This is a genomic window from Pseudomonas sp. GM25 (genome assembly GCF_000282255.1).
Lineage (GTDB): Bacteria > Pseudomonadota > Gammaproteobacteria > Pseudomonadales > Pseudomonadaceae > Aquipseudomonas > Aquipseudomonas aphyarum.
This window is the reverse complement of the sequence record NZ_AKJQ01000056.1, coordinates 112,263-128,724: the sequence shown is the minus strand read 5'-3', so window position 1 is coordinate 128,724 and position 16,462 is coordinate 112,263. Positions and strand designations below refer to the sequence as shown.

General features: G+C 60.7%; 18 protein-coding genes. 5 read left to right on the top strand and 13 right to left on the bottom strand.

All coding sequences use genetic code 11. From position 1 onward, the window contains the following. Positions 1 to 148: 148 nt before the first annotated feature. Together PMI24_RS22640 and PMI24_RS22635 are read left to right on the top strand one after the other, a co-directional pair. Positions 149 to 619 (top strand): RNA methyltransferase, encoded by a 471-nt coding sequence (locus PMI24_RS22640; protein ID WP_007958066.1) that lies wholly within the window; start codon positions 149 to 151, stop codon positions 617 to 619. 81 nt (positions 620 to 700) lie between these two features. Next, complete coding sequence (locus tag PMI24_RS22635) at positions 701 to 1,078, top strand: YgaP family membrane protein (RefSeq protein ID WP_007958064.1); 378 nt, start codon at positions 701 to 703, stop codon at positions 1,076 to 1,078. Between the two features lie 3 nt (positions 1,079 to 1,081). Here PMI24_RS22635 and PMI24_RS22630 read toward each other — a convergent pair whose 3' ends face one another. Together PMI24_RS22630 and PMI24_RS22625 are read right to left on the bottom strand one after the other, a co-directional pair. Further along, the gene (locus PMI24_RS22630; protein ID WP_007958062.1) at positions 1,082 to 2,311 is read right to left on the bottom strand and encodes a hypothetical protein; all 1,230 of its coding nucleotides are present in this window, start codon (positions 2,309 to 2,311) and stop codon (positions 1,082 to 1,084) included. 20 nt (positions 2,312 to 2,331) lie between these two features. Then, positions 2,332 to 2,781 carry a YcgN family cysteine cluster protein gene (locus PMI24_RS22625; protein WP_007958058.1) on the bottom strand — a complete coding sequence of 150 codons (450 nt, stop codon included), beginning with the start codon at positions 2,779 to 2,781 and terminating at the stop codon, positions 2,332 to 2,334. Between the two features lie 280 nt (positions 2,782 to 3,061). Here PMI24_RS22625 and PMI24_RS22620 point away from each other — a divergent pair, with 280 nt between their 5' ends. Beyond that, positions 3,062 to 3,655, top strand: a complete 594-nt coding sequence (locus PMI24_RS22620; RefSeq protein ID WP_007958056.1) for a nitroreductase family protein — start codon at positions 3,062 to 3,064, stop codon at positions 3,653 to 3,655. Between the two features lie 125 nt (positions 3,656 to 3,780). Here PMI24_RS22620 and PMI24_RS22615 read toward each other — a convergent pair whose 3' ends face one another. The 4 genes from PMI24_RS22615 to PMI24_RS22600 form a co-directional block, all read right to left on the bottom strand. Beyond that, entirely contained in the window at positions 3,781 to 4,713 is a 933-nt protein-coding gene (locus PMI24_RS22615) for a D-2-hydroxyacid dehydrogenase (protein ID WP_007958054.1), read from the bottom strand. Positions 4,714 to 4,819: 106 nt separating this feature from the next. Then, positions 4,820 to 5,113, bottom strand: coding sequence for a YcgL domain-containing protein (locus tag PMI24_RS22610; RefSeq protein WP_007958052.1), 294 nt, complete (start codon positions 5,111 to 5,113; stop codon positions 4,820 to 4,822). Then, the gene (gene rnd / locus PMI24_RS22605) at positions 5,110 to 6,243 is read right to left on the bottom strand and encodes a ribonuclease D (RefSeq protein ID WP_007958043.1); all 1,134 of its coding nucleotides are present in this window, start codon (positions 6,241 to 6,243) and stop codon (positions 5,110 to 5,112) included. The genes PMI24_RS22610 and rnd overlap by 4 nt, the downstream gene beginning before the upstream one ends. Positions 6,244 to 6,373: 130 nt before the next feature. Beyond that, entirely contained in the window at positions 6,374 to 8,023 is a 1,650-nt protein-coding gene (locus PMI24_RS22600) for a phosphoethanolamine transferase (protein ID WP_007958042.1), read from the bottom strand. 451 nt (positions 8,024 to 8,474) lie between these two features. Between PMI24_RS22600 and PMI24_RS22595 the strand changes: the two genes are divergently transcribed. Beyond that, entirely contained in the window at positions 8,475 to 9,410 is a 936-nt protein-coding gene (locus tag PMI24_RS22595) for a LysR family transcriptional regulator (RefSeq protein ID WP_007958041.1), read from the top strand. Between the two features lie 3 nt (positions 9,411 to 9,413). On the opposite strand, the gene PMI24_RS22590 is transcribed toward PMI24_RS22595, so the two are convergent. The 6 genes from PMI24_RS22590 to PMI24_RS22565 form a co-directional block, all read right to left on the bottom strand. Beyond that, positions 9,414 to 9,779 (bottom strand): 5-carboxymethyl-2-hydroxymuconate Delta-isomerase, encoded by a 366-nt coding sequence (locus PMI24_RS22590; protein ID WP_007958040.1) that lies wholly within the window; start codon positions 9,777 to 9,779, stop codon positions 9,414 to 9,416. A gap of 57 nt (positions 9,780 to 9,836) precedes the next feature. After that, positions 9,837 to 10,763 carry a LysR substrate-binding domain-containing protein gene (locus tag PMI24_RS22585; RefSeq protein ID WP_045121852.1) on the bottom strand — a complete coding sequence of 309 codons (927 nt, stop codon included), beginning with the start codon at positions 10,761 to 10,763 and terminating at the stop codon, positions 9,837 to 9,839. A 72-nt stretch (positions 10,764 to 10,835) separates the two neighbouring features. Beyond that, positions 10,836 to 12,932 carry a DUF6311 domain-containing protein gene (locus PMI24_RS22580; protein WP_007958038.1) on the bottom strand — a complete coding sequence of 699 codons (2,097 nt, stop codon included), beginning with the start codon at positions 12,930 to 12,932 and terminating at the stop codon, positions 10,836 to 10,838. Continuing rightward, positions 12,929 to 13,315 (bottom strand): GtrA family protein, encoded by a 387-nt coding sequence (locus tag PMI24_RS22575; RefSeq protein ID WP_007958036.1) that lies wholly within the window; start codon positions 13,313 to 13,315, stop codon positions 12,929 to 12,931. Before PMI24_RS22575 ends, PMI24_RS22580 begins: the two co-directional genes overlap by 4 nt. Then, positions 13,312 to 14,022, bottom strand: coding sequence for a class I SAM-dependent methyltransferase (locus tag PMI24_RS22570; RefSeq protein ID WP_007958034.1), 711 nt, complete (start codon positions 14,020 to 14,022; stop codon positions 13,312 to 13,314). The genes PMI24_RS22575 and PMI24_RS22570 overlap by 4 nt, the downstream gene beginning before the upstream one ends. Positions 14,023 to 14,025: 3 nt before the next feature. After that, positions 14,026 to 14,994 carry a glycosyltransferase family 2 protein gene (locus tag PMI24_RS22565; protein WP_007958032.1) on the bottom strand — a complete coding sequence of 323 codons (969 nt, stop codon included), beginning with the start codon at positions 14,992 to 14,994 and terminating at the stop codon, positions 14,026 to 14,028. 276 nt (positions 14,995 to 15,270) lie between these two features. Here PMI24_RS22565 and PMI24_RS22560 point away from each other — a divergent pair, with 276 nt between their 5' ends. Beyond that, positions 15,271 to 15,462, top strand: coding sequence for a YegP family protein (locus tag PMI24_RS22560; RefSeq protein ID WP_007958030.1), 192 nt, complete (start codon positions 15,271 to 15,273; stop codon positions 15,460 to 15,462). Between the two features lie 60 nt (positions 15,463 to 15,522). Here PMI24_RS22560 and ppk2 read toward each other — a convergent pair whose 3' ends face one another. Continuing rightward, the gene (gene ppk2 / locus PMI24_RS22555) at positions 15,523 to 16,347 is read right to left on the bottom strand and encodes a polyphosphate kinase 2 (protein ID WP_007958028.1); all 825 of its coding nucleotides are present in this window, start codon (positions 16,345 to 16,347) and stop codon (positions 15,523 to 15,525) included. Between the last annotated feature and the right edge of the window lie 115 nt (positions 16,348 to 16,462).

The following is a 16,462-nucleotide window of genomic DNA, read 5'->3' as shown; positions in this document are numbered from 1 at the left end:
GGACGCTCCGCGTTCCAGCTCTCGAATGGGACGCAGAGCGTCCCGGGCTGCATTCCCACGCGGAGCGTGGGAACGATCTGTCCTGAATCTGCCCGCCCTCCCCCAATCCCCGTATAATCGCCCTCTTTTTCCCGAAGGCACCCCGCTCGTGGCAGACAAACGGTACAGCTGCATTGGTTTGTATAACCCCAAATCACCGGAAAACGTCGGTTCGGTGATGCGCGCCGCAGGCTGCTACGGCGTGTCGACCGTGTTCTACACCGGCAAGCGCTATGAGCGCGCCGCCGACTTCGTCACCGACACCAAGCGCGTGCACTACGACATCCCGCTGATCGGCATCGATGACCTGAAAAAGATCCTGCCGCTCAACTGCGTCCCGGTCGCCGTGGAACTGGTCGACGGCGCCCGCCCGCTGCCGGAATACACCCACCCCGATCGCGCCCTGTACATCTTCGGCCCCGAAGACGGTTCGCTGGATCAAGAGATCCGCGACTGGTGCGAAGACGTCGTGTACATCCCGACCACCGGCTGCATGAACCTCGCCGCCACGGTCAACGTCGTGCTCTACGACCGCATGGCCAAAGGCCTGAACACCCGTTCCGGGCCGAAATTCCGCTGAAACGCCGCACATCCGATGGAACGAGCTGACCGCCTACGCAGTCAGCTTGTTTATCGATTACTCATTGCCTGGAGAAAGATCATGACCGAGCTCAAACGCGTCGAGCGTATCGAATCCACCCCGTTCCAGAGCCGTTCCGAGCAGAACGTCGAAGGCTGGGAGCGCATCGGCTCGCTGGCCGGCGGCGTGATCATGGTCGGCAAGGGCCTGCGCCGTGGCGGCGTATTCGGGCTGATTCAGGTGGCGATTGGCGGCGTGGCCATGGCCCGCGGCATCACCGGCCACAGCTCGGTGAAAAGCCTGCTGGAGAAAAGCCGTCAGGACATGAACAACGTGCGGGCAAAGATCGAGCGGGCCGGTGAAGAGCTGAGCAAGCTCAAAGCCAATGCCGAAGCGGCAACCAAAACTGCCACCGTGACCGGCAATGACTCGGTGAAATCGCCGAAAGCCGGGGTCTGACCGCTACCGAAGCAACCCGGTATCAAGGACTTTGGACAACTCGCCGAGAATGCTTTCGGCGAGTTGCACGAACTCTTTGGTATCTACCGTCCCCAAATGCATCGCCCCGCGCAGCACGTCATCCAGCGAGCGCTTGTTGCGGGTCTTCAGACGAATCTCGCCGTCCAGTTCCTGTAACAACAGCACCGCTTTCGACAGCTGCGCCGGGCTGATCTGCTCGCCGCGCAGGGTCGTGACCTTCTGGCTGTCCTTGGCCAGCTTCGCCTGCAACGCCTGATAACGCTCGTCGCTCATGCCGCCGGCACGGCGCACCAGCTCGATCGCGTAATACTCGGCAAAACCCTCGCTGATCCAGTCACTGCGCTGCTCGTCGTTGATCCGCCCGAACACCTGCGCCAGCTCGCGCACCAAAGCGCTGCTGCCGCTTTCGCTGACCAGCGGCAACCGCGTGTTGAGGTAGATCGACTCCCGCGCCGCCAGGCTGCCGCGCCACATCGGGTCGTTGGCGCCAACGATCAGCAACTTGGTCGGATGGCGGGGAAACACCGCCTGCACCTGCGGCCAGACGAACGTCAGCAGCGTCAGCACGTCCATCCGGCGCATGCCCTGCCCTTGCGGCGAGGCCACGGTGACTTCGGTTTCGCCCAGCCGGGTGCGGCGGCTGCCGAGGTGACCGGCGAGCATCCAGCCGGTCGGGCGGTCGAACAGGCGTGACGGATTGTCGATGCGGAATTTGTTCTTGCCGATGCGCGGCCAGGCAGTTTCGACGCTTTTCCAGCCGTCGGGCAATTCGAAGTGCAGGCGTGCGACCAGTTCGATGCCGTCCTGTTGGTCGAGCTTGGCCGGCGGCACCAGTTCATCGCCGCGCATCAGCGCCCAGGTCGGGGTCATGCGCGTGTCGAAGCTGCCGTTCTTGCGGCCGTGGCTGATGCGTACTCGGTAGGTCAGGGTGGCCTTGTCCGCCGTCGGGCGCCATACGCCGCGTGCGTGTTGGCCCGGCGTCAGTTGCCATTGGCCGTCGGCCTTGAAATCGCTGTAGTGGCTGCCATCGCCGAGGTCGAAATCCAGGCTGCGCACCGCTTCGCCTTTGGCGAGGGTCAGGCGCACTTCGGCCTGATCGCTCTGCGGCAGCAGGCTTACCTGATAATCCAGATCGACTTTCTTTGCCGCCCACACCGGCGCACTCAGCGCCAGCAACGTGACGATCAGCGCCCGGCGCAATCCCGTCGCCATACCTGCTCCTTGGTCAATCGTTAACCTGCGCGGAAAATCAGGTGATCTTCCCAGTCGTCTTCCGGCACGCTGCCTTCGGCGAGCATGCGCCCGGACTGGGAAATCCGTTCGTGGTGCACCGCGTCGCGATCACCGCAGACCAGGTGATGCCACAGCGGCAGATCCTTGCCTTCGCTGACCAGCCGATAACCGCAGGTCGGCGGCAGCCATTTGAATTCTTCGGCCTGGCCCGGGGTGAGCTGGATGCAGTCCGGGACAAACTTCATGCGGTTCGGGTAATCGCTGCACTGGCAGGTTTTCAGGTCCAGCAGTTTGCAGGCGATACGCGTGTAATAGACGCTGTTGTCTTCTTCATCCTCGAGCTTCTGCAGGCAGCACAGGCCGCAACCGTCGCACAGCGATTCCCATTCCTCGTGATCGAGTTGATCGAGGGTTTTGCGTATCCAGAACGGTTCGACTTTGGCGGCCATGGCTCAAGCATCAACATCAGGTGGTGAAAAGGCCGCCAGTCTAGTGCCCAAGGCCCCGTGATCCAAGCGCTGGCGACTGCCGGTTGTGCGGGGCTTGTCAGTTTTTGCGCGGCCAAGTAGCTTTGCCGGTCTCACCAGGCCTTTGCCGGATGCCATTAACGCTCGACCGCGTTGCCTCCGGTGAACTGCAGGCTTGCGACATAACCCCCATCGTTCAGCCCAACTGATCCCGCCGGGTTTCGCTTCCAACCTGTCCTCAAACGTAGCAAGGAATCTCTCGATGAGTGCCAACCCTCGCGTTGCCGAATACGCCATTCACCCTCAGTTCACCGATCGCTGGTCGCCCCGCGCCTTCACCGGCGAAGCGATTTCCGAAGAAACCCTGCTGAGCTTCTTCGAAGCCGCACGCTGGGCGCCGTCGGCTTACAACTCGCAGCCGTGGCGTTTTCTCTACGCCCGTCGCGACACCCCGAACTGGGAGCGTTATCTGGGCCTGCTCAATGAATTCAACCGCAGCTGGGCACAACACGCTTCGGCACTGGTGATCGTGATTTCGAAAACCACCTTCACCGCACCGGGCGCGACCGAGGAAACGCCGGCGCTGTGGCACACCTTCGACACCGGTTCCGCGTGGGGTCATCTGGCGCTGCAAGCGAGCCTGAGCGGCTGGCACACCCACGGCATGGCCGGCTTCGATCAGGAGCTGACCCGCAAGGAGCTGAACATTCCGCAAGGTTATGCGCTGCACGCCGCCGTTGCGGTGGGTAAGCTGGGTGACAAGGCCACCTTGGCGGATTACCTGCAAGCGCGGGAAACGCCGAGCCCGCGTCGTCCGCTGAGCGAACTGGCGGCTGAAGGCGATTTCACCCTCTAAGCCACACCCGTGATGATCGTTCCCACGCTCCGCGTGGGAATGCAGCCCGTGACGCTCCGCGTCACTGGACGCGGAGCGTCCCTTGAGGCGTTCCCACGCGGAGCGTGGGAACGATCTCTCTGGACTCAGTAACCGCGTGCGAAATCCACTTCCCCGCGCAACGCCTCTCCCGCCTGATACGCCCGCAAGTTATCCAGAAACAACTGCACCATCATCGGCGGCGATGTCGGCGCCGAGCTGTGCCCGGTCAGCAGCAAGCCCCACGCGGTCCAGAACGGATGCCGTTGCGGCAGCGGTTCCTGACGGCAGACGTCGATAACCGCGCCGGCCAGATGGCCTTCCTTCAACGCTTCGACCAGATCCGCATCGACCACCGCGACACCGCGCCCGGCGTTGATGAACAACCCGGTCGGCTTGAATTGCTTGAACAGCGCAGCGTCGTAGATATCGTGGGTGTGCTCCGTGTTGGGCAGCAGGTTGACCACGTAATCCGCTTCGCCGACCAGACGCGGCAAGTCCGCCATCGAACCGACTTCGACAAACGGCGCCTGCTCGCGGGCGCTGCTGGCGATGCCGTACAACTCGACGCCGAACGGCAGCAGGAACTGCGCCACGCTCTGGCCGATGTCACCGGTGCCGACGATCAGCACCTTGCGCCCGACCAGACTCTGGCCGGTGCGGTTGTCCCACTTGCGCTCGACCTGGCTGACCAGCCGCGCCAGTACTTCGCGCTCGTGACCAAGCATGTAAGTCAGCACGTATTCAGCCATCACCTGACCGAAAATGCCGACCGCCCGGGTCAGGCGGTAATCCCGGCGCAGGCCGTCGGCCAGCAGCGGCGTGATCCCGGCCCAGGTCGATTGCAGCCATTGTGGCTGATGGCCCTGACGCAACAGGGTCGCCAGCAGATCCGGCTGGCCCAGCCACACCGGGCAATCGACGGCCTGGCGGGCCAGTTCGGCGGAGTCGCCGCTGGTCAGCACTTCAAGCTCCGGGGCTGCCTGACGCAGCAGTCGGGCGTATATCGCGTGGTCGTGTTCAGCAATCAGAACGCGCATCTTCAAACCTTTCGCAAACCGTGCAGGCGGCCGTCCACTTCGTGGCAGCCGTCGCCGTAAAAACCGTTCCAGGGGTTACAAGAGGCCCAGGACAGGGCCTCGTGGATCAGACCGGGTCGTTGCGTCGCAGCAACTCTTCGGGCAAGTGCTCGATGTACTCTTCCTCGGCCGGTGGCATTTGCAGGTGATACCCCTGCTTTTCGAGGTTTTCCAGAACCACGGCAATGTCTTCGCTGGCCAGCTTGCGCTCGGGGGTCAGCACCAGGTCGAAGGAATGCTTGGCCTTGCCGAACGCCGCCATCAGACCTTCCGGCACGCGCTCCAGCGCATCGCTCTTGAGCACGTACAGGTACATGCCGCTTTTCTTCGAACTTTGGTAAATGGAACAAATACGTTTCAAGGCTGTTCTCCGGCGGTGGCCAGGCTGTCGAGCAGCTTCTGGCCCATCAATTCGCGGCGCCAGCCACGCAGCGAATCAGGCAATTGGTAAGGACCCTCGGGGAAGCCGCTTTTGACCAGCGCTTCGAGGGTTTTCTTGCGCAGCATCAGTTCCGGCGCGATGCCCAGACGTTCAGCTTCGGCCTGACCGAGCGCCCGCAGCTGTTTGATCAGCGCAGCGGCTTCGATCGGCAGCGGCTCCGGCACGGCTGGCGGCCATTGATCAGGCCCCACACTGCCAGAGCGCTTGATCAGATCAAGCAGAAACTCGCCGTCCTGACGCACGGTACGCGGGTGCATGTCTTCGATCTTGCCCAGCGCGCTGAGGTTGTCCGGTTGGGTCCGGGCCAGCGGCCACAGCGAATGTTCACGCACGATGCGATTGCGCGGCAGGTCGCGGGCGCGGGCCTCGCGTTCACGCCAGGCGCAGAGTTCGCGCAGCACGGCCAGTTGGGCGCGGGACAGTTTCCACGCCAGTTTGGCCTCGCGATACACCTCGTACGGATCGGTTTCGCGGCGCAGGTTGGCGACCAGTTCGGCGCCGTCCTCCAGTACCCAGGCGAATTTGTCGTCAGACAGTTTCGGACGCAGTTGTACGAAAACCTCCGCCAGATGCACGGCGTCTTCGGCGGCATAGCTGATTTGCGTGTCGGACAACGGTCGCTGCAACCAGTCGGAGCGGGTTTCGCCCTTCGGCAGTTCGATGCCGAGCACTTCCTGCACCAGACGCGAATAGCCCATCGAGAACCCGAGGTTCAGGTAGGCGGCGGCCAGTTGGGTGTCGAACAGCGGCGCCGGCAGGCTGCCGGTCAGGCGCAGCAGGACTTCGAGGTCTTCGCTGCAGGCGTGCAGGACTTTGAGCACCGCCGGGTTTTCCAGCAACGCGGCCAAGGGTTGCCAGGCGTTGATGGTCAGCGGGTCGATCAGGTAGGCGCGTTTGCCGTCGCCGACCTGCAACAGGCCGGCAATCGGGTAGAAGGTGTCGACCCGCATGAATTCGGTGTCGAGGGCAACGAACGGCAGCTGCTGCCACTCGGCGCAAAACTGCGCGAGGCTATCGTTGTCGCGAATCCAGTGAATATCGATGGCCACACGGCTCTCCCTTCAAGAATGGCGCGCAGTATATATCGCCACCGGCGCTTTCCGCGCCTTTACAGGGCAAGAGCTTGATGAAATCTCCTGCCTGAGGGAAAGAATAGTCTTACAGAGTGAGTCTGCCGGCTCAGTCCTTGGCCAGCACCCCGTCGATCACCGCGCCGCGGCAACCGGCAAACATGTCCAGATCCGGCTGGTAGACCTTGCTCTGCACTTCCAGCAGACCGAGCATCGAGTGGAACAGGTTGTCTTGACTCAGCGGCTTGTCGCGACTCATTTGCAGGCAATGGGTGTCGACCGAGTAGGACTTCTGATAGCTGTCGGAGAACCACGCCAGCATCGCCACGTGTTTCTGCTGCTCCGGCGCCAGCATGTACGGCGTGCCGTGGAGGAACAGGTTGTACTCGCCCAGGGATTCGCCGTGGTCGGACAAGTACAGCATGGCGGTGTCGACCTTGTCCTGATTGCTGCGCAGCACATCGATCAGGCTCGACAGCACATGGTCGGTGTACACCAGCGTGTTGTCGTAGCCGTTGACGATGCTTTCGCGGCTGCAATTGTTCAGCGCATTGCTTTCACACACCGGGGTGAAGCGTTCGTATTCCTTCGGATAGCGTTTGAAGTATTCCGGGCCGTGGCTGCCCATCTGATGCAGGACCAGCACGGTGTCCTTGTCCAGGTGATCGATGAAACTTTGCAGGCCCTGCAACAGGATTTCGTCGCGGCATTCGCTGTTGGCGCACAGCGCCGGGTCTTTCAGATTGCTGACGTCCTGCAAGGTGACGCGATCGCAGGTGCCCTTGCAGCCGGACTGGTTGTCGCGCCAGATCACGTCGATCCCGGCACGCTTGAGCACGTCCAGCAGACCTTCCTCATTCTTCGCCTTGCTGGCGTCGTAATCCTTGCGGCCCATGTTGGAGAACATGCACGGCACCGACACGGCCGTTTCCGTGCCACAGGAATGCACGTCGGTGAAGGCGATCAGGCCGGCTTCCTTGTCCAGTTTCGGCGTGGTGTCGCGGTCATAACCGAGGATGCCGAAGTTTTCCGCCCGGGCACTTTCCCCGACCACCAGCACCGTCAGGGATTTGCGCGGATGAGTCTGCACGGCGGCATTACGCTGGGCGTCTTCGCCGATCGTGACAAACGGTTGCTGCGCCGAAGCCACCTGCTCACGCAGATAACCGGCCGAGGCGCCGATGTAGTTGCTCGGCACCAGCATCAGGCGAATTTCGTGGTGATTGCGAAACAGCGACGACAACCCTTGATAATTGGCCAGCGCAACGCCGCCAATGACCGCGACCGACGCGACACTCACAATAACTTTGCTTAATAACTCGCGATGCCAGCGACGATAGTTGACTGGAACTTTCCACAACAACCAGGACGGCAAGACACCCAGAAAAACGATATAAGCCAGCAACTTCAAAGACAGCAGATCGCGCACTTCAGTGGCATTGGTTTCGGCAAAGTTTCTAAACATGCCGGCATCGATCATTACACCGTATTGGCTCATGAAATAAGCCACGCCGGCGCTGACCATAAACAACAACGTCAACACGGGTTTCAACACGGGTCGAAACGCCAGCAACGTCAGCACGATGTTATACGCCGCGAAGATCATCACCCCGAACGCAATGCGCATGGCAATGCCCTTGCCGTCCGCAGCGGTGATATCGAACAGGTGCTGCCAGAGAACGAAATTAAATCCGGTCAAAAGAAAGGCGCTGGCAAACAACGTCACCCATTCCGGGCGCACGGCTTTTAACTTGAACATGGCGAGGGGCTATTTCCTTGAAAGAAGTGCCGTCGTCAATTGTGAAAAATTCATTGACTCAGACAACACAAACTTTAAGCAGGCAACCATCAATTTTTTGTGAAAAAGAAGCCAACGATTAGTTGGCCCATGAAATAACCATGAAACTTTCGGAGTATTTGAGAATGGTTCAGCTGTGGTTCAGTCGCGGGCGACGAGGTCGCCGTATCGACCGCCCCGGTTCCAAGGTCTGAAGAGGGAAAACGTTCGCGCCACTGCCCAACCCGTCTGGATAAAGGCTTCTGGCCACCTTTTCCGGGTTTGATTGTGTACGTCGTGTTACTAAAACTTTCTGTCCCACAACTGACCGTGAAAAGTCCTACAGGGCTTTCTCCTGGCACCATCGTTCCGTTACGATCATGCGCACACGTTTGCGCGGATTCGGCGCAAGGAGCACAGCGAGACAGAACGGATGCTGAACAGTAACTTGCTTAGAAAGCTCGACATGCAGGATCTCATGGTGTTTGTCGCCGTGTATGAGCAAAGCAGCGTCACCGACGTGTCGGAGGCGCTCTTCGTCAGCCAGTCCACCGTCAGTTACTGCCTGAAAAAACTGCGCACCAGCTTCGAAGACGATTTGTTCGTCAACACCCGCACGGGCATGCGCCCGACCTACAAGGCCAGCAGCATGTACGGCCATGTGCAGAAAATCCTCGAAAGCATCAACCTCTGCCACGCCGGCGCCCCGACTTTCGACCCGATGGCGCAACCGGTGACCTTCAACATCTGCGCCCCGGAATACTTCGAGCAACTGATCCTGCCACGGATGTTGAAGCGCTTTGACTTCGATGACTTGCCGGTGATGGTCAACATGCACAAGTTCGAAACCGACGTGCCGGTCGAAGAGCTGCGCGACGGCAGCCTCGATCTGGTGATCTGTTTCGGCCCGCACTTCCATCGCAGCCACGCCGACCTGAAATCACGGATGTTGCTGGAAGATGACCTGGTCTGCGTGTTCGACAAACGCGCCACACCGCTGGAGCCGCGCCTGAGCCTGCAAGCCTTCACCGAACGCCGGCATGTGTTTCCGACACCGTGGACGTCGACCACCAACATGGTCGATGGCTGGCTGGCGCGGCAGGCACAGAAACGCCAGATCGTCGCCCGCTCCAACAGTTACAGCGCGGCGTTGAAGATGATCACCGGCACCGATTTCATCCTGACCCTGCCCCGGCGGATCCAGCGTTTGCTGACCAACGACGCCGTGTTCAATCACTGCGAGGCGCCGAACGGTCTGCCGGGGTTCACCCTCGACATGCAATGGAGCCACAACGTCGATCAGGACAGCGCCAACCTCTGGCTGCGCGAGCAGGTCGTCAAGACCTGCGCGGAGCTGGAAGCAGCCTGAGTCTTACACGCCGATGGCGGTCTTGTTGTAGGACTCGCGGTCGATGTCGAGCAGTTCCACACTCAACTGCACCTCGACCCCGGACGGCCATTCGCACAGATCCTGCAACACCGCCAACAGGCTCTGCGAGAGCTGCTTCTTGATCTCCGGAGAACGCCCGCTGAGCAGCGCCAGCCTCACCGCGACAAAGGCGCGTTCGTTCATGGCGGTGCCGACCTTGAAGGTTTCAACCTTGAGCGCACGACTCTTGATATCGAATTCCGCCGCGAACTGACCGGAACCCACCAGCGTATTGTTGAGCCGGATCAACGCCACGTCGGCGTTCAGTTGCGGCAGGTTGGCGGTGTATTCCAGGTGCAGGTGTGGCATCTCGGTGCTCCAGTGGTTCGGCGGAAAGGTCGTACATATAACACAGCAACGCCTGACTCACGCCAACGACGACATCACCGGGCGCTCACTCATGAATTGCTCCAGCCGCGAACGCAGCCAGCGCTCGGCCGGGTCGCTGTCGACATGGCTGAGCCAGACCATCGACAGGTCGAGGGTCGGGGTCTTGAACGGAAACGGCTCCTTGAACAGGAACCCGGAAGCGGCCATGGCGTCGGCGGTGTAGTCCGGCAGGCTGGCGATCAGATCGGTGCCGGCCAACAGCGCCGGCAACGAACTGTACTGCGGCACCGACAGCACCACCTGACGGGTACGACCGATGTCCGCCAGCCACTCATCGGCGTAGCCACTGACATTGGCGGTGTGGGAAACCAGCACGTGGGGGCGTGCGCAATATTCATCGAGGGTCAGCGGCGTGTCGGACTTGTCGGCGCGCAGGATGCTCGGCTGAATGTGTCGCAACAATTTGCGCTTGGCATTGGCCGGCAAGCCACGGGTCTGGCTGATGCCGACGGTGATGTCGCCCGCCGCCAGCAGATCGGGAATCCGCCAGTAATCGACGTGCTGCACCACGAACACCACGCTCGGCGCTTCCTGGCGCAAGGCGCGCAACAGCGGTGGCAGCAGGCCGAATTCGACGTCATCCGACAGGCCGATTCGGAAGGTCATGGTGCTGACGGCGGGGTCGAAATCCCGGGTCAGGCTCAGCGCCACCGACAGCGAGTCGAGCGCGGGTTTCAGGTGGCGATAAATGTCTTCGGCGCGGGCGGTCGGCTCCATGCGATGGCCGACGCGAATGAACAATGGATCGTTGAGCATGGTGCGCAGTCGGTTGAGCGCCGAACTGATGGTCGGCTGGCCGAGAAACAGCTTCTCGGCGGCCCGCGTCACGTTGCGTTCGAGCATCAAGGTCTCGAACACCACCATCAGGTTGATGTCGGCCTTGCGTAGTTCATTGCGGTTCATCCATTGCCCCCCGATCCCCAGATTGCGGCAGTGTAGAAAGGCCGTGGGGCCGGCGTCCATCGAAACGGTGCGTCATTGCACCGTCAACGTCTTCAGCCCCAGGCCCATGATCCGCGAATCGTCGTTGATACCCAGCTGCCTAGGGCTGACGGCATCCGGCAACTGCAATTCGATATCGAGCCGGTCATCGTTCCCGAGGCGCTGGTTGAGCGCGGCGCTGATCGGGATTTCCAGGCGATTGCCTTGAAACTGCGTCAAGCGGGTATCCAGTACCTGTTGGCCATTCAGGCTGACGATCACTCGCTGACCGGGGTGCGTGGGCGATATGAAAGCCAGCGCGTCGATCACGATCGAACGCGCCGGCGGCTGCACCCGCAATTGGATTTTCGCCTGTCGCCCTTCTGTCCACGTCCCCCAGCTTTCCGGCTTCGACCAGCCGCTGGCCAGTTGTCGATTGCGATAATTGAAGGTCAGTGTTTGCCCTGGACGAGTAAGGGGCGTGAGCAAAACCTGCCGCCCTTCATCGGGCACCTGCAGGCATTCGCTGCAGCGTTTCCAGCCCGGCGCCAGCACCGCCACCCCGTCCACGCGCGTCAGCAGATCGGTTTCACTATTGATGGTCCGCGCGGCATCGACCAGAGCATCATCGTCCAGAAGGTACAAAGAGTCCGCGTCATACTGCCCCGAGTCGAGCATCGCGCGTGCTTTCTGCTGTGCCTGCTCCAACGCAGAAGTGCTCATGCGCCCCAGATACACCGCATCGGTTTTCATCCCGTGGGTCGCTGCGAAACCGGCGATCATCTGCCAGCGATCGCTCTGATTCTGTGGCATCAGGCTGCGCACATTGGTGTAACGCGCCGCTGCACTGGCCCAGAAGGGATCCGTCATCGGACTGCTCCAGGACGATGACGGCGTCAGCGTTTTCCCCTGCCTGATGGCCATCCAGCCATCGCGGGTGTCGGCCACCTGGATCAACAATGCGACGGCCAGCAGACCGATGGCGATGCGTGGCCGATAACCGCGAACCACCAGAAAAATCATGGTCAGGACGCAGGCGTACAACACCGGCCAGAACATCCGCCCCGAGGCGCGAAAAATACTGGCCAGGGCGATGATTCGATCGGGTAGCGGATACTCGAACGTCAACGTGCCTATGCCTATTCGGTTCGACAGCGCGAACAGCCATAAACCGAGCATGGCCACCAGCAGCCATGGACGAGCACGCCATTCATCCTTCAAGAGTCGCCGGTTTCGCAGCCAGGCCAAAAAAGCCGGCGGCACCAGCAACAGAACACCCAGGCCAAAGTAGTTGAAACCTTCGTAATCCCCCTCTTCTTTCGGCAGACCGGGAAGGAGACGGGACCAGCCTGCCGGATCGGCGGGCGACAGCAGATTCATCCGGTACAAACCGAAACCACCGGATGCCGCGCCATCGGCAATGCTGAAGTAACCGGCCTGCCAGCAACACACGCTCACCAGCGCGAAAAGCACGCCGCCCTCGATCAGTCCCTGACCCCGGGTCAATGACCGACTCAATGCCTTGCCCAGCAGGTCCGCCAGCCAGATCAGCGCAACCATGGCCAGCAGGTAGGCGTGCACCCAAGCCGTCACCGTCAGCAACGTGCCCCACGCCAGGCGACGACGTTGCAGATCCGGCAGCAACGCCAGGTACAGCGCCGCCAGAACCAGGAAATGGCCCGCCAGGGAAAGGTGCCCCACAAGGCGAAAAAACATCACCGGCGAAAACGCCAGCAATCCTGCACCCAGAAGGCGAATCACGGGATAGCGCGTCATCAGCCCCAGCAGTCTCCAGCCAAACCAGGCTTGCAAGACACAACAGGCCAGCAGCCACAAACCGAAATACTGGAAGGTCTCCGGCAACCAGCCACTGAACGGCTTGAACAACAGCGCGAGCAGTGGATTGGAGTCGGAAAAAATGATCGCGCTGCCCAGTTCCAGGCCGTAGGACGGATTGAGCCCGAGCGGGAATGTCCAGGGCCCATGCCGGAAAAACGCCCAGCCCAGATAATGCGTGGCCGGATCGCCCTGTTCCAGCCAGGCAATGTTCTGCGGGTTCAGCGCTTGCGGTCCGACCACCAGAAAAAACACCAGAACACCCAATAACAGCGGCAACAGGGAAAGTGCCGGGTGCTCCCGTGAATCCGTCATCGATACGTCCAGAAGTTGTGCAGTACGAAAGTGAATGCCGGAATCGTCAGCGCCACGGCAACGATTCCGGCGAGATAGTGCAGCCCGGCCATCTGTGCCGCCCAGGCCACGAACATCGCCAACAGAAAGCCGCCCGCCGAAACCAGCATGAAACGCAGCAGGGTTTTGCCGTGCAGTCGGGCTGAAAAACTCCACGTGGTGTTGATCACGTAAGACACCACCGTCGCCACGGCAAAGGCCACGCCGTTGGCCAGGGGTGGCTGGTGGCTGACGAAGTTGATGAACAGCACCGCCACCAGCGCATGCAGCGCGGTGACGAACAGACCGGTCACGGCGAAACGCAGACCGCGCTGGATCAATGCGGACTTTTCGGCGGACGTCACGGTTTGCGCGCCAGCACGAACACGCTCAAACCGGCGAGGCGATTCATGCCCATCAACGGCAGCTCGAGACTGCACAGGGTTTTCAGCAGCGTATTGACCAGCGGATGATGTTTTTTCAGCTGCGAACGCGGTGCCGAACCCCGAGTGCCGCCGGGTATCAGCCGCGATGCCAGCGCAATCGGGAAAACCGCTCCGAAGTAATAGGCGCCCCGCTCCACCGTCAATCCGGCGTTACCCGCCAGAGCCTCGAATTGCCCCAGGGTGTAGCGACGTTTGTGTTCGAGGAAATCATCGTGCTCGCTCCACATGAACTGAAACGCCGGCACGGTCATCAGGAAGCGGCTGCCGGACGGCACTTTGTCGACGTAGGACTTGAGCAGGCCGAGGTCGTCATCGACGTGTTCCAGCACATCCATCAGCAACACCAGATCGGCGTCCACGCTGTCGATGGAACGGCGGTAATGCACCGGTTTTCCGGCGGTGGTGGCGCTGGAGTCGGCCGGGTAACTGATGTCCACGCACCACGCTTCGCGCGCCGCCGTGTGGGTCAATAAGTGGTGGGAAAAGAAGCCTGAGCCGGCACCGACATCGAGAATTCGCTTGATCGGCGCCTCACCCAGCAAACGCCGGGTCGCGGCCGCTTTGGAGCAGTAATACCAATGCTCGCCGATGCTGTCGCCGAGAATGTCGGTTTCCTTGAGGTCCATCGGTCAGTCCTTGGGATCGTAAACGCGGCGCACCAGAAAAACCGGTCGGCGCTTGGCTTCAATGTAAGTGCGCCCCAGGTATTCACCGAGTACGCCAATGCCGATCAGTTGCAGGCCACCGAGGAATGTCACGGCCACCATCAGCGACGCGTAACCCGGCAGATCGACACCGTACAGCAACGTGCGCACCACGATGAACATGGCGAAGGCGAACGACACCAGCGACACCATTGCTCCCAGATATGTCCAGATTCGCAGCGGCTCGGTGCTGAAACTGGTGATGCCTTCCAGCGCAAAATTCCACAGTCGCCAGCCGTTGAACTTGCTGCGTCCAGACGCCCGTTCCGGGCGTTCGTATTCGACTTGCGTGGTGCGGAAACCGACCCAGGCGAACAGGCCTTTCATGAAGCGTCGGGATTCGGGCAGCGTCAGCAGCGCGTCGACCACGCAGCGATCCATCAGCCGGAAATCACCGACGTTTTCCGGCAATGACTGTTCGGCAATTCTGTTGTGCAAGCGATAGAACCAACTGGCGGAAGTCTGCTTGGCCCAGGAGTCGCTGCGCCGGCTGATGCGGTGGCCAAGCACCACTTCAAAACCTTCGCGCCAGCGCTCGATCATTTGCAGAATGACCTCGGGCGGGTCCTGCAGATCAACGTCGATCGGCACCACGATCTGCCCGGTGGCGATCTGCAAACCGGCGGACAGCGCCGCTTCCTTGCCGAAATTGCGGCTCAGATCAACGATGCGGATGCGTGAGTCGCTCTGCTGGCAGTTCAGGAGACGTTCCAGCGTCGTATCGGAACTGCCGTCGTTGACGAACACCAGTTCGAGGCTGATCCGGGAATCACCCTCGAACACCTGACGAATACGCAGGAGAAAACCGTCGAGGCTGTCCTCTTCGTTGAACACGGGAATCACCAGCGACAACTTCACCGGGCCCGCGTGCTGCGTTCCATTCGGATGGGTCAATGGACTGCTCTTTCTTATAGTGATTGTCGGTCGCCGAACGACATTCGACGCCATGAGCCGCACCGTATTAAGCAGCAGCCCGAAATGTCATGCAAGGGTGAAACGACGGCGTTCCGGCCAATCCAAAGGCCGATTCCTGCGCTCTGGTCCGCGCCTTTCAGAAACATCCACGAACGATTGGAAACAAATCCCCGATAGCCAAAAATCCGCGCTCCGCTAGGCTTGCGTCGAGGCGTCACACAGGTTGTCGCACATAAATCGCATGGAGCGAACTGAATGTATTTCGAGATTTACAGGCAATCCAAAGGCACCCCGAGCACCGGCAAGGGCCAATGGCGCTGGAGATTAAGGGCGGGGAATCACGAGACGGTCGCCAGTGGCGAATCGTATGTGAACAAGGCGGATTGTCTGCATGTGATCGAGCTGATCAAGGGTGTGCAGGGAGAGACCCCGGTCAAGGAGATCTGAGAACTGCCCAAGTCGCCGGAGCTGCCTGTGTTGGCAGCTCCGGCGACTTCTGAACTTGCTTCAGAACCTTTCGGGAATGTTGCGGAACGGATAATCCGACTCCTTGTACCCCCCAGGTTTCTGCCGCTTGGGCAATGTCACCTTCTCTCGCGGCACCTCTTTATAGGGGATGCGACTGAGCAGGTCAGAGATGATATTGAGCCGCGCCCGTCGCTTGTCGTTCGAGTTGGCCACCAGCCACGGTGCGTAATCGGTGTCGGTCGCTTCGATCATGTCGTCCCGTGCCCGGGAGTAGTCATACCAGCGGCTGTAGGACTTGAGGTCCATCGGCGACAGCTTCCAGATCTTGCGACCGTCGACAATGCGCGCCTCCAGACGCCGGGTCTGTTCTTCCTGACTGACATTCAGCCAGTACTTGAGCAGGATCACGCCGGAACCGACAACGGCGCGCTCCACCAGCGGCACCGCTTTGAGGAACTTGTCGACCTCCTTGTCCGTGCAAAAGCCCATCACCCGCTCGACGCCGGCACGGTTGTACCAGCTGCGATCGAAGATCACCACTTCGCCGGCTGCCGGCAAATGTGGCAGGTAGCGCTGCATGTACATCTGGCTCTTCTCGCGATCGGTCGGGGCCGGTAACGCGATGACGCGAAAGACTCGCGGGCTGACCCGCTCGGTCAGCGCCTTGATGGTGCCGCCCTTGCCCGCACCGTCACGACCTTCGAAGATGATGCAGATCTTGATGCCTTCGGCCTTCACCCATTCCTGCATTTTCACCAGTTCGATATGCAGGCGGCGCAACTCGGCAAGGTAGTCCTTGTTTGACAGTTTTGTATGTTCGTCAGGTTTTTCTCGGGGCGAGTCTTTCTTCTTTCCCTTTGCCATGACCAGACCTCTCGGGTTGGAGCGACAGCCAGGCTCGTTGGCACTGCATGACCTGGAACCGGAAAGTTTAGTCATTTATCGCAAAACGCAAGCAAACGGGCGGTAACGCTCAGGC

What these genes read in the sequence shown, in the direction of transcription:
- PMI24_RS22625 (WP_007958058.1), bottom strand. Translation starts at nt 2,781, where the DNA reads ATGGCCGCCAAAGTCGAACCGTTCTGGATACGCAAAACCCTCGATCAA.
- PMI24_RS22600 (WP_007958042.1), bottom strand. Translation starts at nt 8,023, where the DNA reads ATGTTCAAGTTAAAAGCCGTGCGCCCGGAATGGGTGACGTTGTTTGCC.
- PMI24_RS22620 (WP_007958056.1), top strand. Translation starts at nt 3,062, where the DNA reads ATGAGTGCCAACCCTCGCGTTGCCGAATACGCCATTCACCCTCAGTTC.
- PMI24_RS22615 (WP_007958054.1), bottom strand. Translation starts at nt 4,713, where the DNA reads ATGCGCGTTCTGATTGCTGAACACGACCACGCGATATACGCCCGACTG.
- PMI24_RS22630 (WP_007958062.1), bottom strand. Translation starts at nt 2,311, where the DNA reads ATGGCGACGGGATTGCGCCGGGCGCTGATCGTCACGTTGCTGGCGCTG.
- ppk2 (WP_007958028.1), bottom strand. Translation starts at nt 16,347, where the DNA reads ATGGCAAAGGGAAAGAAGAAAGACTCGCCCCGAGAAAAACCTGACGAA.
- PMI24_RS22595 (WP_007958041.1), top strand. Translation starts at nt 8,475, where the DNA reads ATGCTGAACAGTAACTTGCTTAGAAAGCTCGACATGCAGGATCTCATG.
- PMI24_RS22560 (WP_007958030.1), top strand. Translation starts at nt 15,271, where the DNA reads ATGTATTTCGAGATTTACAGGCAATCCAAAGGCACCCCGAGCACCGGC.
- PMI24_RS22635 (WP_007958064.1), top strand. Translation starts at nt 701, where the DNA reads ATGACCGAGCTCAAACGCGTCGAGCGTATCGAATCCACCCCGTTCCAG.
- PMI24_RS22570 (WP_007958034.1), bottom strand. Translation starts at nt 14,022, where the DNA reads ATGGACCTCAAGGAAACCGACATTCTCGGCGACAGCATCGGCGAGCAT.
- PMI24_RS22580 (WP_007958038.1), bottom strand. Translation starts at nt 12,932, where the DNA reads ATGACGGATTCACGGGAGCACCCGGCACTTTCCCTGTTGCCGCTGTTA.
- PMI24_RS22585 (WP_045121852.1), bottom strand. Translation starts at nt 10,763, where the DNA reads ATGAACCGCAATGAACTACGCAAGGCCGACATCAACCTGATGGTGGTG.
- PMI24_RS22590 (WP_007958040.1), bottom strand. Translation starts at nt 9,779, where the DNA reads ATGCCACACCTGCACCTGGAATACACCGCCAACCTGCCGCAACTGAAC.